Source organism: Paraburkholderia sp. SIMBA_054 (assembly GCF_046534875.1).
Classification (GTDB): Bacteria; Pseudomonadota; Gammaproteobacteria; order Burkholderiales; family Burkholderiaceae; genus Paraburkholderia; species Paraburkholderia hospita.
In genome coordinates, this window is sequence record NZ_JAWRXV010000078.1 from 1 (window position 1) to 17153 (window position 17153).

11 protein-coding genes and 1 pseudogene are annotated in these 17153 nt (G+C 54.5%); 5 read left to right on the plus strand and 7 right to left on the minus strand.

Annotated elements, in window-relative coordinates:
• The 3 genes and pseudogenes from SB822_RS48060 to SB822_RS48070 all read right to left on the minus strand — a co-directional run.
• Positions 1–222, minus strand: a pseudogene (locus tag SB822_RS48060) (recombinase family protein); the annotation flags it as partial.
• A 7-nt stretch (positions 223–229) separates the two neighbouring features.
• Positions 230–2041, minus strand: a complete 1812-nt coding sequence (locus tag SB822_RS48065; RefSeq protein WP_410858055.1) for a recombinase family protein — start codon at positions 2039–2041, stop codon at positions 230–232.
• Positions 2034–2225, minus strand: coding sequence for a hypothetical protein (locus SB822_RS48070; RefSeq protein ID WP_028208872.1), 192 nt, complete (start codon positions 2223–2225; stop codon positions 2034–2036). The genes SB822_RS48065 and SB822_RS48070 overlap by 8 nt, the downstream gene beginning before the upstream one ends.
• A 1433-nt stretch (positions 2226–3658) precedes the next feature.
• On the opposite strand from SB822_RS48070, the gene SB822_RS48075 reads away from it, so the two are divergent.
• The 3 genes from SB822_RS48075 to SB822_RS48085 all read left to right on the plus strand — a co-directional run bounded on the left by SB822_RS48075 (position 3659) and on the right by SB822_RS48085 (position 6135).
• Positions 3659–4714 (plus strand): M23 family metallopeptidase, encoded by a 1056-nt coding sequence (locus SB822_RS48075; protein WP_410858056.1) that lies wholly within the window; start codon positions 3659–3661, stop codon positions 4712–4714.
• Positions 4715–4950: 236 nt separating this feature from the next.
• Positions 4951–5643 carry a response regulator transcription factor gene (locus SB822_RS48080; protein ID WP_410858057.1) on the plus strand — a complete coding sequence of 231 codons (693 nt, stop codon included), beginning with the start codon at positions 4951–4953 and terminating at the stop codon, positions 5641–5643.
• 126 nt (positions 5644–5769) lie between these two features.
• Positions 5770–6135 carry a response regulator gene (locus tag SB822_RS48085; protein ID WP_410858058.1) on the plus strand — a complete coding sequence of 122 codons (366 nt, stop codon included), beginning with the start codon at positions 5770–5772 and terminating at the stop codon, positions 6133–6135.
• An 8-nt stretch (positions 6136–6143) separates the two neighbouring features.
• Here the strand turns inward: SB822_RS48085 and SB822_RS48090 are convergent, their stop codons facing one another.
• Positions 6144–11285, minus strand: a complete 5142-nt coding sequence (locus SB822_RS48090) for an AAA family ATPase (protein ID WP_410858059.1) — start codon at positions 11283–11285, stop codon at positions 6144–6146.
• Positions 11286–11637: 352 nt separating this feature from the next.
• Between SB822_RS48090 and SB822_RS48095 the strand changes: the two genes are divergently transcribed.
• The gene (locus SB822_RS48095; protein ID WP_410858060.1) at positions 11638–12003 is read left to right on the plus strand and encodes a BON domain-containing protein; all 366 of its coding nucleotides are present in this window, start codon (positions 11638–11640) and stop codon (positions 12001–12003) included.
• Between the two features lie 185 nt (positions 12004–12188).
• A complete protein-coding gene (locus SB822_RS48100; RefSeq protein WP_410858061.1) occupies positions 12189–13583 on the plus strand; it encodes an FAD-dependent oxidoreductase in 1395 nt (464 codons plus the stop codon).
• Between the two features lie 283 nt (positions 13584–13866).
• Here SB822_RS48100 and SB822_RS48105 read toward each other — a convergent pair whose 3' ends face one another.
• From SB822_RS48105 to SB822_RS48115, 3 genes are all read right to left on the minus strand, one after another.
• Entirely contained in the window at positions 13867–14349 is a 483-nt protein-coding gene (locus tag SB822_RS48105; protein ID WP_410858062.1) for a DUF3331 domain-containing protein, read from the minus strand.
• Between the two features lie 354 nt (positions 14350–14703).
• The gene (locus tag SB822_RS48110; protein ID WP_410858063.1) at positions 14704–15360 is read right to left on the minus strand and encodes a response regulator transcription factor; all 657 of its coding nucleotides are present in this window, start codon (positions 15358–15360) and stop codon (positions 14704–14706) included.
• On the minus strand, positions 15357–17036 hold the full coding sequence (locus SB822_RS48115; protein ID WP_410858064.1) for an ATP-binding protein: 1680 nt from the start codon (positions 17034–17036) through the stop codon (positions 15357–15359). The genes SB822_RS48110 and SB822_RS48115 overlap by 4 nt, the downstream gene beginning before the upstream one ends.
• Positions 17037–17153: the final 117 nt, after the last annotated feature.

Here is a 17153-nt window from a genome sequence, read left to right on the forward strand (position 1 = left end):
ATCTAGAGAGCCCTGTTGTGCCATTGGTTTTGTGGGGTATCCGCGCCGTGCACGTGCCCTGGCCACGAGTTCGGAGATGGCATCCCCGCTCAGTGAATTGCGATTGAAGATCCACGGACCATTGGGTAACGGATGCTCGGCTACGATCTCGTTGCGCTCGACCGCAAGCCTGAGCGTTCCGGGGCTCACGCCGACGAATGCCGCAGCCTCGGTCAACGTCATCCATCCTTCAGCGGCACGTCGCTCGCTCGAATAGACTGGGACGCAACGCAGTGACTCGCTCCTGGGTCCAGAAGTTACCCCGGCCGGTTCTCAGATCATTGCGATTGAGCACGCCAGCAATCACCAGATCTGGACAGATACGGACGAGCTGGCGCACGGCATCGATCGCTTCGCGTGACGTATGTGTGGTGTTCTCACCTCGACGCCGGCGTGGCACGCGAATCTCGGTATGTACTCCGCCTTTCCAGTGGATGACGAGCACGATTTCGCTCGTTGCGTTGTCGATGTCCACCACGACTTCGTGGATCATGGTGCGCACAATACGCTTCTTCAGTCGGGCGTCGGCGTGCGGCCAGATCGATTCCAGCGCCGCAGCAAGATCGGCAAACTCATTGGGCTGGGCAGGCGGTGTCCGACCGGATGTGCGCGACTGTTGCTCAATACGCGATTCCACTTCCTCCACGCGTAGCAGCGCATCATTCCAGCGCCGCTCCAGTTCGTCGGCAACAAGCCGGTTTTCAGGGTCAGCAGCGTCGTATTGTTTCTGCGCGTGTTGGGCGGTATAACGTGCTGCTTGCAGATCCCGCTGCAGCGCGGCCATCACTTCATCCTGCTTCAGGGTCTCTTCTTCGCGCGCCACCATTGCTGCCTCAATTGCCGCCGGTTGAACGACCTGCAAGACCGCCTCGGCGATGGCCGCGTCCGCGCGCGTGCCACCAAACGCAATACAGCGCGGTTGCCCCTTGTCCAGCCAGCCGCGATGACAGCTATAGCGCAAGGCGTCGTGCCTGTTACCCGTGTAGTGTACCGTTAGCTTGCTCGCGCAGCGCCGACAGCGCAACAGTCCCGCCAGAAGGCACTCGCCGCTCTTTGGGGCGCCAGCGTGTCCGGCCAGACGCAGGTTGCCATTGATCGCGCACTGGATCCGCTCGAATTCGTCCCACTGAACGTACCCGTCGTGAGCATTGGGAATGAGCGCAAGCCACTCATCCCGAGGTTTCCGGCGATCACGTTTGCGCTGTTCTCCGCCTTCGTAATTGATCGTGCGTTCGGTCTTGCCATAGGCATACGCGCCACCGTAGATCGGGTTGGTCAGAATCCGGTACACCGTGCCGTAGCTCGGCCGTTTCCATTGGATTTCGCCGCGCGGCGTGCATGCCGGCAACTGCAGGCTGTGCTCCAGGAACCATAACAACGTCTGACGCACCGATCCAACTGCGCCGAATTGGCGGAACACCGAGCGAATGGCGTCCTGCACGCGCGAATCCGGATCCTTCTCCAGGCGCTGGTCCTCGGTCTTGCAGTAACCCACCGGCGCCACGACGACGAGTTCACCGCGTTTGGCCTTCTCCCGCCGAGCTTCGAGCGAACGCTGACGCAGCAGATCCAGCTCGTATTCGTTCAGGCTACCCTTTAAGCCGAGCAGCAAACGATCGTTACTCTGCCGTGGCGCGTACACGGTCTCTTGATCAATCAGCACCGTGTCGACGATGCGGCACACCTCAACCAGCTGCTGCCACTCGCGGCTGTTGCGCGCAAATCGCGAAACCTCGCGAGCGGCAACTGCGCCGACGTGCCCAAGACAAACCTCTGCCACCATTCGTTCGAAGCCCGTGCGCGTTTGCGTTCCGGCCGCAGAGCGCCCCAGATCCTCGTCGATCACTTCGATCTCCTTCCAGCCTAACTGGTGCAGACGATCCTGCATCGCATACTGCAGCTTCTGGCTCTCCAGATTGTGGCTGACCTGGTAGGCCGACGACTGGCGCACGTACAGCATGGCCTTGCGCGTCAGATGCTGTGCCCGAATCTTGTCACTCATCGCGCACCTCCGGCTCGTGTACGACGGCGAACAGCCCGCGACGGTGTTGCCGCAGCAGTTGCGCCAGCAAACGCACCGTCTCCTGCCGAACCTCCTGCGGCAGGTGCGTCCACTGTGGCGTCTTCGGAAAAGGATGAAACAGGTCGAGTTGAGCGCCCGGTTGCGGGCTGGTCTGGCGTCGCATCAGCACCTCCTGTACGGAGCAAAGGATGGTGCTCGGCTTGTACCATACCGCGTTGCCCGGCAGCAGGAGCCTGCGCCAGCAGGTGCTTCAGTTCCCTCAATGCTTCACAGCTGACGGCGGGAGACGTTGCCGAAGTAATGCGACAGCAGGCAACGGGATCGAACATCCATTGCGGCACCTCCAGCGAGCCCGCCGTGTCGAACGGCTCTCGCGCACAGCGCAGCACTGACTCGCCGTTCTTCCTTTCTATCGTGGTGAAAATCCATACCGTGTGCCCGTACCATGGGTGCCAACGATAGAGAACTTCCCTTGACTCGGTGATATGGGTGTTGTGTTGACGGCTTGTATAATTCTCGCCGGCTACACTCGACGCTCGATTACGTCAGCCCCATGACGTTCGAGAAAAACTGGTTCGCCGCTCAACAGGGACGAGCCGCATAAATCTCTCAGCTATGGGATTCGCGAAACAGGGGCAAGGTCAGACGACCTCCCGCCGTGGTTGATCTGAAAAAAATACTGCGACTCTGTAACCGAAATGCACTGTGGAACGATATAGAGATGAGCGGCGTACCCGCGGCGAACGATCGCCGATTGCGCTGACCCGGCCAGCGGTTGCACGGACTCAATCGGCCACGATCAGGAACCTGATGACAATTCGTTTCTCATGCACTATGTGTGGCAAGTGTTGCCATAATCTTCGATTACCCTTGGATCTTGCAGAAGCAGAAGACTGGGTGGAACGAGGCGGAACATTCAATTGTTTTGCGAAGCCATTCCTTGGCCTGTCGAACCACCGCCGAGTAATGTACATGCGACTCACAAGCGTCTTCGGTCGTTTGCTGCAGTGTGTGGAGCATTGCCCGTGCGAGTCATCGTAACTGTGGTCGCGGCATTTGATGGGGCTGTCCTCATCTGCTAGCAGATCTTCGATGCGGAGCCTATGAACGGTGTCCACGCGTTTGTCGTATCTATCCCGCCGAGGTTAGTCCTTTAATAGATCTTGTTCCTACCTCCAAATCGTGTCCACCCGAGGCCCCGGGGCGGGGGCGAAAGAATGCCAATTATTTCTAAAAAAAATGAATTGACCGATCTTAAGACGATTGAGTTGTCTTGAAGCGTAGCCGCTTTTTCGTTTATTTGTTTGCAGGAATGATCTGATGGTTCGAGCAAGTGATGGGCCTCGAAGCTTTTTCTGCCCAGTAGAGCAAGCGAAGACTGACGTCTTGCGACATCGGTCCGACAGATTGGTATGGCAGAATCGGGTGGCTCGGATCGCCACGTTTGCGATATTTGCATGTCCCTTCTGGATCAGTCCTTCGGACGCAGCGGAGCACACACAGCGAGAAGTCTTTCCGGTAGGGGTTGAGTCGAACGGGGTATCTGCTGCGACACCAATACCTCCACCTGAGACGCATCAAAACATCAAGGAGACCTTGCCGAACGTTGCTACCCCGGCAGAATCTTCATTGACGACCGGGCCAGCAGGCAATTCTAGCGACCCGCGACGCCTCGTTGTTTGTGCTATTCCTAAGCAAGATTCCCTCCAAAATGTGACAGACAGCTTAGTGTCGGCTAAGCCCTTCGATTCTGTGTCGCGCGGTCTGTCAATCAGAGGGCACAATGGATCGCCGTATTTCCACGTGCAAGGGGGGTCTGTCCAAATATCCCTGATCGAAACACTAAATAATGCCAAACTTCCTCCGGAGGTATTACACGAAGTTATGTTCCTGCTAAATCGTCAGCCAGATGTCGATGTGAACGATGCGGCCCAGGCGGGAGACGGATATCGCGTGGCTTATGTGAGCGACCACGACGGAAATGACAACGGCGAAACTTACCGGATGTCTGCGCTACAGGTTCATCTTGGCAGAGCTTCGTTCGAAGCCGAAAGGTTTCCGTCAGACAAGGCCGGGCCGGCGCGTTTTTTCTCGTTCAACGGGAAACCCTTGGCAAATTCGCGGTTTATCGATCCCATCCCGAGCGCGATAATCACGTCACCGTTCGGAGTGCGGGAGCATCCGGTAAAAGGCGGACTGCACCAACACACCGGGGTCGATTTGTCAGCGCCGTTCGGTACCCCTGTCAGGGCGGCAGCGGAGGGGACGATTACTACGATCGGCTTTGATCGGTCGGGTTATGGGCGATACGTGGTCTTGCAGCATAGCGACGGCTATTCGACGTGGTACGCACATCTATCGTCGATTTTTTCGACAGTACGCGTTGGCTTAAGGTTGAGTGTAGGGCAGTTGCTGGGGAAGGTTGGCCGTACCGGCGACGCAACCGGCCCTCATCTGCATTTCGAAGTGCGCTACAACGCCCGGCCGACAGACCCTCAATTATTAATGGGACCTGCGGCAGGAAGTGCTCTGACAGGCAGCGACATGCTTTCGTTCAGTCGACAGACAGCAGTAATACGTCGAGCGTTTCAGCTACCGATGATGACAGAGAATGCAGCGGACTTATCGGTGAGCAAACCTGGCCTGTGTTAAGGCTGCCCGCTCCAAGCAATTCTGTCGGTGAAGTACATAAGGGGCGTCATTGCAACTATCCCTGAGTATATTTCTAGTGGGGCATCGGCAAGACGGCTTGATGATCGTTGAGTATATGCTACCGGTATATAACCGCTGTTGCGTTCGTCGCGTTCGCCTGCGCCGTACAATCAGCGCTCGGCACGGAATCGGTTCGATCGCGGTATCGCGGGAGACGGTCGTTTTGAGGAGGCGTGATGTTTGCTCGTGTTCCGGATGTATTACAAAAAGGGGAACGCCCGGTAGAGTCGTCGATTGTCTACGTCGTTGACGATGACGCATCCACGCGCGCGGCGATTAGCGCGTTGCTGCGCTCAGTCGACTTGCGAGTTGAAACGTTCTCGTCGACGCGCGAATTTCTTCTGTTTCAGAAGGAAGACCTGCCGAGCTGTCTTATCCTCGATGTCCGCCTGCCGAATGAAAGCGGCTTGGAACTCCAGCAGCAGCTCGCCAAGATCGGTTTGACTCTATCGATAATCTTTATAAGTGGATATGGGGACGTTCCGATGACCGTACAGGCGATGAAAGCGGGGGCACTCGACTTCCTGACAAAGCCGTTTCGAGACCAAGATCTTTTGGATGCTGTAAGAAGCGGTTTGCGCGAACACAGGGAGCGGCTCGAAATCGAGCGTTCGATCGCGGAACTGCGAAAACGGTACGATTCGATGACCACCAAGGAAAAGACGATCATGGGTTTCGTACTGGTTGGCTTGATGAACAAGCAGATTGCGGATCGCATGAATCTCAGCGAAATTACAATCAAGACGCATCGTGCAAGCGCGATGCGGAAAATGGAAAGCCGAAACCTCGCAGAGTTTGTACGTATTGGTGAGATCCTCGGCTTGGAATCGAACCACGCCACGATTTTGCGTAACGCAAGATCAGACTAATAGGGGATTTGTATACGCTCGTATGCTATCAAAATATCGACTCTTGATATAACTTTAGATCATTGGAAAGTAATATCGTGAGCGACGCTAAATATCGGCGCCGGTTTGCGGGACAGGGGCCATTCTTTGAGACAACCCATTGTTTCGATCATCGACGACGATGAGTCAGTTCGAATGGCCCTGGCAAGCCTTGTCCGTTCGATGGACATCGATGCGAGAGTCTTCGCATCAGCGGCGCTGTTCCTGTCTTCCAACAGTTTACCCGTCACACAGTGCGTGATCTCTGATGTTGCGATGCCTCAGATGAACGGGATGGAAATGTACTCGATACTGCGACAGCGCGGGTTTGTGGTCCCGGTTTTGTTCATAACAGCTCATTATTCGGATGCTCTAGTAGAACTTGCATCGTCGACAGATTCTGTTGCCTGCATAGAAAAACCTTTCCACGCGCAGGCAGTGGAGACGCATTTGAACACTCTTTTGAGAAGATAGGTAAATTTTCAGAGTTGTGGGCCATTATGAATAGCATGCGGATCCGGGAATATTGCTTCAAAACGTGTGCCAAACGGGATGCGGTTGTTTGCCGTAAGACGACCTTTATGCATTTCAATGATCGAAGCGCAGATCGATAATCCCATACCCATACCATCTTGTTTAGTGGTCACAAAGGGAGAAAAGACGCTGTGAAGGACGTTCGTTGCGATTCCCGTACCCGTGTCCTCAACGACCAATATAACCTCCCCGTCACTGCGTCTTGTAGCGAGGGTCAGGTTTCGCTCACGATCGGTTATCGTTTCCATCGCCTCAGTGGCATTCACCACCAGATTGAGGACCACCTGCTGAATCTGAACCCGATCCCCCCAGGTTCGGCATGGTTCATCGAGGCCGTCGGTGTGGAGCGTAATCTCATACTTTTCAATTTGGCCGCGAGCTAGCTGCAGTACTTCTCGGACGGCTTTGTTTAAGTCGAAGTTGTTGAAATTGAGGGGAGAGCGCTTCGCGAGCGCGCGCAACCCGCGCACTATCTCGCCAGCGCGTGTGCTATCGCCTTGTATTCGCTCGAGCGCATCCGAAATCTCCGCGAGATTCGGCTGCTCGCGATTCATCCAGCGCAACGCCGCGCCGGAATATGTAGCGATCGATACCAGCGGTTGGCTGACTTCATGCACGATCGACGCGACAAGCTGACCCATTGTCGATAATCTTGAAGCCCGTGCGAGTTCCTCGCGCGAATCGCGCAAGGCCGCTTCGGCTGTCTCGCGTCGGTTATTGCTTTCAATAGCCTCTGCATAGAGCCTGGCGTTTTCGAGTGAAATAGCTGCTTGGGAAGCCAGTACTTCAAGCAGACTCGCTTTTTCCGCAGTGAACGCACCCGCAATTTCAGCGTTCTCCGCATAGAGAACACCTATTAGCGATGCCTGTTTCAGAAGGGGCAGACACAGCACTGAGCGTATGCGTCGTCGAAACACGACGGGATCGTCGCGATACTCTGCGCTAGCGGTTGCGTCGTCAGATAGTATGGTTTGATGGGTCCGATTGACCGCCAACAGAATGCCGGCGGGTATATCCGCCATTTCCAACTCTCGGGATCCAAGTGTGACGACTACGCCTGTAGATGTGGTATGTGCCTCAGCTTCAATGCGTATATTGCCTCTTACTTGTAAGGCGACAACACAGCGTACCGCGCCTGCGTGTTCTATCACGTTCTTAAGCAGTACCTCAAGCAGGTGGGGCAGCACCATCTCGCTAGACAACGCGTGCGATGCAACAATAACAGCCTCGGTATCGATGTAACTTCGAACGCCACCCTGCACTGTCGGTCCAGCATGAGAATCAATCCTGCGTGACATACGAGCTTCGATATCGCGAACCTTGGCTTCGGCACAAAAGGTCTGGTATGCGTACCGGGCGTTTCGTAATAAAGCCTCTGAAACCGTCGGAAGTCTGATGCTGGCATAAAACTGCGCTGCTGCCTCGTACGCCAGCGCCTCGATATGGACAAATCCTTGCTGGCACGCATGATCTATCGCCCGTTCGTAGAGTACCTGGGCCTCGATCGTCCGACCTTCGACACGTGCCAATTCGGCGCACGCGAGTGCTGCACGATCGGTGAAATTCTCGGGACAACTTTCTGCGTACCTCATCAGGGTTGCGCAATGTTTGCGTAGCGCCGACAGATGAATTTCGCGCTGCTCCGGATTCGGTTCTGCGATGTAGGCGGCAGCTCTCACAAACGCGCCATATAGTGGCAAATCGGCCGCCTCGAGATGAGCGGCAGAAGCGGATATAAGAGAGGCAGCGTGCCATTCGAATTGAAGGGCGTCTTGCCAGTGGCGAAACAACACTGCAACCTGCAATTTGTGAGCCCAGTACGCGTACGCACCGGTGCTCGTTTTCGCAGTACCGCGTATCAGGTTGTCCGGCCAGGAAGCATCTAGCCCTTTCGACGAGAAGGTTTGTTCATAGCAACCCCTGAGTGTCGAAGTGAGCATGAGTTGCGCAAGAACCGTATCGGACACCATCCTGAAACCGGCCGTTTTAGCAAACACCCATGCTTCTTCGATCAGACATGCCGTTTCAGTTAGTGGTGTGCCGGCAAAGAGCATGTTGGATACCATGTTGCGCCGACAGTAAACCGAAAAGGTCAAATCGCAATCCTCATACGCGCGGGCGGTTGCATCGCGAATGAATGATTGGCAACTGCGGACGGCACGGACCCATGGCAAAACGCAAACGCCGAATACCATCGATACACGCGCGGCGAGGCGATCGAGCCCCTCTCGACGGCTCAACTCAAGTGCCCACTCGCCAACCATCAAACCTCGAGTAGTGTCGTGAAATCGATCGATCAGTGAGCTTGCCGCACACACAAGTCCATAGCCAGACGAACCACAACAACCGTGTTCGAGGGTAACCAGGGCTGAAGTAAACTTGATGAAGTCACCGAGTGTCGCATTGTTGGAAAACAGGGCAGGCGGAATGAGATCACTTAGCACATCCGTTACACCACTCCATTTTGCGTCTGCTAACTTATCGCCGATCTTTATTCCACTTGTTTGATGGGCATCAATCAATCGAATCAAACGATATTTGATCTTATCTACGTCGTCTTCCGACGGATTAGACGGGAAGTGGATACCGCATTGGTTGAGAAAGTTTGAGCCTACTTCGATTGCTCTTGAAACTTGCCCTGTTGTTGTGTGTAGGGCACACTTTAGTCTCGCAACTTCCGCACGAAGCACAACGTTTTCTAATGGTACGCAAAGCACGCGCAATCTCTCTTCTGCGCTTTCAAGGCGACCTGTCATAAATTCGCATTCAGCGGTGTGAAACTCGATCAACGTCTGTGCGATACAGTCGTGCGTGCCGGAGGCGAAATTCGAAGCGGACTTCAGGTAATCGAGTGCAGAGAGATAGTCCGCAGAACGCTTGGCTTCGATTCCCGCCTCAAGATTAATCGCCGCGAATTGCGCCCTTTCTCGATGGACGGGAAGGCACTCGCCGAGGTTGATTTGATGCGCGGTGAGGAAAAGCAAAGCGCGGGAAGGCTCACGCGTGAAATGCACAGCGAGTCGCCGCCCTATTTGCGCGTGCGCAATTTTATGGGCATCGCGTTTCTTTAGCGCGCCATAGACGGCATCTCGGATTCTGTCGTGGACGAAGGCGTAACCCACGTCGTCAGATATCACGAGCTGTGCCTCTTCTGCGATTTCCAATGCGGCGCGGAGAGCGCTTTCCTCACGTCCCGATGCCGCACTTAATATCGATAACGACGAGCGGTCGCCGAGACAGGCAAGCGACTGCATAGCAAGCAGGCATTCATCGTGCAACGACTGGATCCGTGCCAAAAGGAGGTCCGCGACGTTTGATGTGTAGCCTTTCTCACGTATCCCGTCGATATCCCAGTGCCAGGTAAAATGCTCCCCGTCGAACGAGATCAAATTCTCGCCCAAAAGCACCCCGAGAAACTGGATTACGAAAAACGGACTTCCACCGGTCTTCGCGTGAACGAGTCGAGCGAGTACGTGGCCATAGTCCGGTTTGCATCCGAACGCTGCTACGATGAGCGTGGTAACCGCATCGACACTCAGCGGACATAATTCGATCTGGTCACCAAACACACCGCGAGCTATCTGCGATCCCGTGTCAACGGCGCGTTCAGCCGTATTGAGATGGTCAGTACTGCGCGTGGCACAAATGAGCAGAAGGTGGTCAATCTGAGCATTGCAGCATAGAAATTCTATAACAGCACTTGTACCGCTATCGGCCCATTGAAGATCATCAATGAAGAGCACAAGGGGCGCGCGTTCCGTCGCGAAGCACGTCAGGAAGCGTCGGACCATTTCGAAGAAGCGTTCCTTCTCAAGTTGCGCCGGCTGAAGGGTAATCTGATTGACTTCGTCGATAAAGAAGCGCAGTTCGGGTAACAAAGACGCGAACACCTCGGCGCCGTTCTTGAGGGAGTCTCGTAATCTCTGCCGAGTATCGTTGAAATCGCTCTCGGACTGACGCAAGGCGTTGCGAAGCAGGCCGCTCATTGCAGAAAAAATGCAGCCATAAGGGACGGCCGCTTCGACTTCACCACATTTCCCGGTGGCGAAGACGTGTGCATGGTCGATCCTTGACATATGCAGGTGCCACGCAAGGGCAGACTTCCCGCTGCCCGAAGGCCCGGATAGCAGAACGGTTTCCATGCAACCACGTTCGACTGTTCGATCAAACGCGCTCGCGAGAGAATGGACCTCTTCGTCTCTTCCACACAGCCGGCCGGATGAGATCAAACGACGCGCGGCACCAATATGATCTAACGGGAACGACTCGATCGTGCCTGTTTTACGAAATTCGCGGAGGCATCGGTCAAGGTCGCATACCAAGCCGTCAGCGCTGAGATACCGGTCATTGGCATCCTTTGCGATTAACTTTGCAACGATGTCAGAATATACTGCTGGCAGGTCTGGTCGGATCCTGCGTATGGGGGGTGCAACCGCGGCGAGGTGAGAGTGCACTGCACCGAGCAGATCTCCCTCAGCAAACGGTGGCGTACCTGTCACGAGTTCATAAAGTACGCAACCGATCGAATAAATATCTGAACGCGCATCAATTGAGCGATTGATTTGACCGCTCAGTTCAGGAGCCAGATATGCGTATGACGTAATCCAAAAGTCCCGGTCGATAGGTCGCCCGGTGTGATTCGCGCTGTCGATCGCATTGCCGAACCCGGTTAGTGTGGCTCGTTCATGCTCCAGATCAAACAGGATATTGTCGGGCGAGATATCGCGATGCAGCAGACCGGCGGCATGCATTGCGGAAGTTGCCGAGGCAACCGAGAGGCTGAGCGCCAGGATCTGGCCAAACGGTAAATGTTGGCGACACAGATCCCGTAGGGCTATACCGCCAGGATCTTGCAGGCGCATCTGTATCTGAGCAGCTTTATGTGTCAGGTGGAGCGGCAACGCCGCCCATCCAGAGTTAAGTCGTGAGCGAAGAGCATATTCGCGCTGGATGACGCGCAGTGCACCCAACGCCCTATCAGCGGAGGTCGTAGCGAGCAGGCACGATGCGCCGTCCGAATCCCACGACCGCAATAGTTCAATCGCCCCGTCACGAAGCAGCACACTATGGCGAAGCAAGCGGTTGGTCATATCGCTATCGCTACATATGGGGTTGGGAAACGGCTTCGATTGTACATTTTAGATCACCCTTGAAATGCTGTCATAGTAATCCCCCTTCGTCGGATCAGAACACTCCGGATTCCGTGTAGACGCGGCGACGGCTTGTTTCCGAGCCCCCTTTGTGCAGGTCTGTCTCCCCAGGTCGTGGGTATACGTTACGTCTTGGCACGCAGAGACAATATCGCCGACCACCAGGCCCATCCTTGGGTATATCAAATAGATACCCGCCGTGCATTGAGGATTCTACCCGCACCGATTCTAATGAATGCGTACTCGTACCCGTTATGGCTAGAGAAAAAGCGTTCGTCGAGTTGAGAGAGACATGTCGAAAAAATCCATCCTTATTGCCTTGATCGCGTTTTTGATCGTCGATATTGCGCCGTCCGCTATGGCGGAGACCGCCTCTACAGGTCCAGCGCAGGGCGTGACTTCGCCAGGGGCGGCGCTAACCAAGAAACAGATCCGCGCGGAAAATCGTGCTCAAGTCAGGCTGGTGCGGAAGTCTCTCTCGCAGGTGAGGGGCTTTGCTGTCGATCGCATAACAGTTCTGGCGAGCAATGGTGTTGTGACGTTGACGGGTGAGGCACTCGACCAGAACCAGATTGACGCAGCCGTCGCCGCTGCGGGAAATACCCACGGCGTGGTGGATGTGCAAAATCGTCTAAGAATCGCCGAACGAGGCCACTAAATTTTTCCATCAAACGATGTCATCAAGGATCACGCGATCAATGCCGCGCCAGCTGAACGACGGTATTTGGTCCAGCTATAGCCGCTCTACATCCGGCTCCCGCCATCAGGCTGACGCGTCTCGACGTCGACGGATGAGCACATTCCAATCGGATTCATCGTGCGAAGTACAACATGGAGAGCGTAATGTCTCAAGCAGAGCAATTCGACGTGCTGATCCTTGGGAGCGGTCAAGGTGGCAAGCTCCTGGCATGGCATTTAGGACGAGCCGGGCAGCGTGTGGCTGTAGTCGAGCGTCAATGGGTCGGCGGCTCGTGTCCCGCCGTGGCGTGCTTGCCAAGTAAGAATGAAATTTGGAGCTCCCGCATAGCGCATCTCGCTCGCCACGCTGGTGAAGTGGGTACGATAACCGGGGAAATTGCTATCGACATGCATAAGGTACGTGAGCGAAAACGAAGCATGATTGCGGGTGAAGACGCGGCACACCTGGGTATGTATTCGTCGAGCGGTGCGCACCTTATCATGGGCAGCGGACGTCTGGTGGGGCCGAAGACCATTGAGGTCCAACTCAACGACGGTGGTACGCGAAACTTGACCGCGAGTCAGGTTGTTTTGAACTTGGGAACGCATGCCGCCGTGCCTGCGATTCCGGGGCTGAAGGCGGCGAGCCCAATGACGCACATTGGCGCACTGGATCTTGACTACGCTCCAACTCATCTAGTTGTCATTGGAGGGGGCTACATTGGAATTGAATTGGCACAAGCGTACCGAAGATTTGGCAGCAAGGTGACTATCATCGAGCATGGTAGCCAACTGATGGGACGTGAGGATCCGGATCTTGCCGAAGAAATGCTCCGCATCGTTAGCGCTGAAGACATCAAGGTCGTTTTGAACGCTGAAGTGACCAAGGTGGAGGGACGTTCAGGAGCCGGCGTAACACTGGCGGTTCATACGCCAGAGGGAGATCGGATAGTCGAAGGCAGTGACCTTCTGGTGGCCACCGGACGAATCCCCAACACCGCCGATATAGGGCTTGAGGCGGCGGGAATCAAGCTCGACGAACGTGGCTACATCCGGGTCAACGAGCGATTGCAAACATCGGCGCCGGGCGTATGGGCGATCGGTGAAGCGGCGGGAAGTCCGCAATTCACTCATGCCTCGGTTGACGATTTCAGAATCGTACGCGACAACCTGGCAGGTGGGAACCGCAGCAAGACCGGCCGGCTGATACCGTACACGATGTTCACCGATCCGCCGCTAGCGCATGTTGGACTCAGCGAAAACGAGGCGAAGCGCCACGGAGTTTCTGTCCGTGTAGCGAAGCTACCTATGAGTAATGTGCTTCGAACCATGGCGACAGACGAGAAGCAGGGGTTTCTCAAGGTGATTGTCGGTGCTAGCGATGACAGGATTCTCGGCTTCTCGATGATCGGCGCCGAAGCTGGCGAGGTGATGGCGGTGGTGCAAGTGGCGATACTAGGGGCACTTCCTTACCAGAAGTTGCGCGACGCAGTCATTTCTCACCTGACGTACGCTGAGGCTATCGGTCCTCTGCTTTCTACGATTCCGGAACGCTCATGAGCTAACGACATCACCGGACGTCGAACCACGGGCTCGTTGCATTGCTTTTGGTATGTGCTTGTCGATCCCACATATATCGAACACAAGTCTCGATCTGTCCGTGCTGCATTGGCGGACGTAACTTGTATAGGGTCGCAGATAGGCCCTGCATCATCAAGATTGGAATGTGGGTAGGATGACGTGTAATCGATTCTCATCGTGGTGGCAGGGTTTCTTCCGGTAGCGAACGCAAGGCGTGCAGCAATACCTACGCGAAACCCGAGGTTGAATGCGCGATTGTGAATCAGCCGATATTGCCAAGATCGTCCGAAGCAGGCTCGCCGATCTGTGCCTGACTTGGGAAAGCGTCGTGATCAGATGAGATTGCTGACGCAAGGATCATACGCTCCCAGTTCGCGGGGGCTTGGTTTCGGTTTCTACATGGGCGATAGACTTGGTCGCCTCGCACGATGGGTTGATTTGACAGAGCGCAAACCGCATCTTCTCGTGCAAGTCCGACTCGCCACACTTGTTCAGCGTAATGTCCGGTTCGGGAATCACTCCAGCAAATCGTTAAGGTGTGCCCGGTCCGAACTTCGAGTACGCAGATACGCGCGGGTTGCGGGAGCGCATCCGTGCTTCGTGTTCGCGAATCGGACGAACCTCTTCCTTTAAGGAATCTTTTCTTCAATGCTACCGAAACACGTGGGGTCGGTTGTCGGCATGCAGGGACGAGCAGGTTTAACAACGCGCGCTCAAATGTTTCGCTGTCGGTGGCGGCGGACATATTCGTGTACCTCAAGAATTACGGACCGCAAAAACAAATAAACGTAATGCGCTTTATTTGCGGATGGAAAATTGCGATCAACGAGCGGCGAATAGCAGGTATTGCATGCTGGTATTCGTCTGTGGTTTCTTGGTGCGAGAGATAATTGTAACGACCAACGTAGCGCGATAAGTGAAGTGAGCTAACGTGCTGCAACTTGGAATCACCACCTATTGTTTTGAAGTTTAGGAGAGGTTAAGCCATTTAGCTATCCAGACTCGGGTGCCGAATATATATACCTCAGTATGGTTAATGTTCAGTCAATTTAGTCTGGTTGTATTTCTCTTATGAAATGAGCGACCAACACGGCAGTCGTCACGCACCGCAAATTTTTCGCTCCCGGCGACACTTTTGCAGCTTGACTTCCAGCCTCAGAAGATCGATAAGATTCTTTGCGCCCATTTTGTGCATCAGCTCTCGTCGGGCGACTTTGATGGTAATTTCGCTCAGGTGAAGGTCAGACGCAATTTGTTTGGTCATCGATCCAGATGCGATTTTTTGTAAAAGAAGTTTCTCTCTTGGCGTCAATCTTTCAAAGCGTTCCAATAGATCGCTGCAAAAAAATTTTGCATTGCGATTTCCCGCGTCTTGCTCCAGCGCAAAGCGCACGGCATTGAGAATCTCGTGATCCCGAAAGGGTTTTTCCAGAAAGTCACTCGCTCCCGCGCGCATGGCCTTTATTGCCATAGGAATATCGCCATGACCGGTCATAAAGATGACAGGAAGAACAATATTTTCTGCCAGCAGATAACGTTGTGCTTCCAGGCCGTCAATTTCAGGCATTCTGACATCGAGAATGACGCAGCTCGTCCGGTCTATATCTTCTTTCGAGGCAGATCTCAGCAGCGTCAGAAATTCGGATGCAGACGAGTACGCAAGAACGTCGTAACCGACGCTGGCCAGAAGGTCAGTGACCGCATCTCGCACAGAAAGATCATCGTCGACGACGTAGACAAGGGCAGATTTATTCATAGAGAATTGCCCACGCGGCCAACATAGGGCAGAGTGCATTGAAATTTTGTGCCCTCCGCATCACTACTAGCGATCAACTTTCCGCCGTGTGCCTCTACGATTGATCTACAAACACGTAAGCCCATTCCCATACCGCCCGGCTTAGTAGTGAAAAGAGCGTCGAATAGATCTTCGGGATTGCGACCGTGAAAGCCCTCACCCGTATCGTGGATGGTGACTTGCGCGGTGCTTTCGTCTAGCGACTTGGATGACACAGTCAACAGGCGAGACCCGCGATCGGCTGATCGCAGCGCATCGATGCCGTTGCACATCAAGTTCATCAATACTTGTTGTAGTTGGAAACGGTCGCCGGAAACCGGCCGTTCTGCCGCTTTGACCAGAAGGAGGCGAATATTCGCTCTTTCTATTTCGCCATTCAGCATCAGCGCCACCTCTTCGATGGTGTCATCTAAATCGACGGGTACTTTTAGTGTTCCAGATCTTGACACTAATGATCGTAGGCTACGCGACACGCCTATAGCGCGCTCAGCGTCGTGAAGTGCGCGTCGTGCGGCGCTGTCTGCTCGTTCGACGTTGGTAGGGTTTTTCTCGATCCATCGCAAGCACGCCTCCGTATTTGTTACGATTCCTGTGAGTGGCTGCGCGATCTCGTGAATTATCGATGCGGCTAGTTCTCCGATCGTCGCAAGACGAAGTGCCCGTGATAGCTTTGCTTGCACATTTTGAAGGTGATTCTCAAATAGCTTCCGCTCGGTTATATCGTTTACTACGCCAACATAACAGACAGCGCCGCTATCATCGGTCTGTGGGTGGCCTTCGACCTGGATGTATCGGACCTCGTCGTTACGTAAGAGCAACCTGTATTCGTGCTTTAACACTTTCCCTTCGGATACGTTGCCCTTGACCGTGCTTTCCACTTGTGACCTATCGTTTGGGTGTACGAGCGCCATAAAGTCTCTGCGGGTAACGCGAGGGAGATCGGGTAAATCATATATCCGTCGACATTCTTTTGACGCAGCGACCACATCGGTACTAACGTTCCAGCGCCAGCTACCGGTTTTGCTGATGCGTTGCGCTTCAGCGAGTGTGTTTTCACTGTCGCGAAGAATACGTTCCACATTTTCGCGCTGTGCGTTGTCGTGCTCGATTTGGGCGCGATATCGGATATTGTCGAGTGAAACCGCCGCTTGCGCGGAGAGCAGCAAGAATTGGTCTATAAGTTCACGGTGGAATGGGGCGGCTCCGGCTTCCCGTTGAAGGCAAAGAAGATCAAGCCCTTGTTCGTTTGAAATCAAAGGAACACACCACAAGGTGGGAAGATAAGCATCGTGACGATGGTGCTCGTGATTTACCGATTTTCCGGGCGACCAGTCGCTCAAAAAAACGATGTTACGGGTCAATAACGCCGTATTGAAGGCACTGTGCAGCCGTGTCTCCGATTTTCTCAAGGATCGTTGGTTTGAAAGCTCTATCGTGTCTCGATTCTTGATTGCTTCCGCTTCAATGAGCAACGTATCACGATGTCGACGTACCAGACTGACATAATTTGTTTGAGAACACAACAATATGCCTCGAGCCAACACACGGACGAGATTCGTAGCATCTGACTGAGCGAGCAGTTCTTGGGCGACCTGGACAGGAGTCGACGCGAAAGCAGGTCCGTATTGTTCTAGCATGGGGATATGCGTGAGGAGTGGCCGAGCGCGACGATCACCCTCGGTCCGCGTCGTCCTACGTGTACGCAATGACGGAATATCTAGTCTAGTGACTCGACTAAGTTAATTGTCTATCTC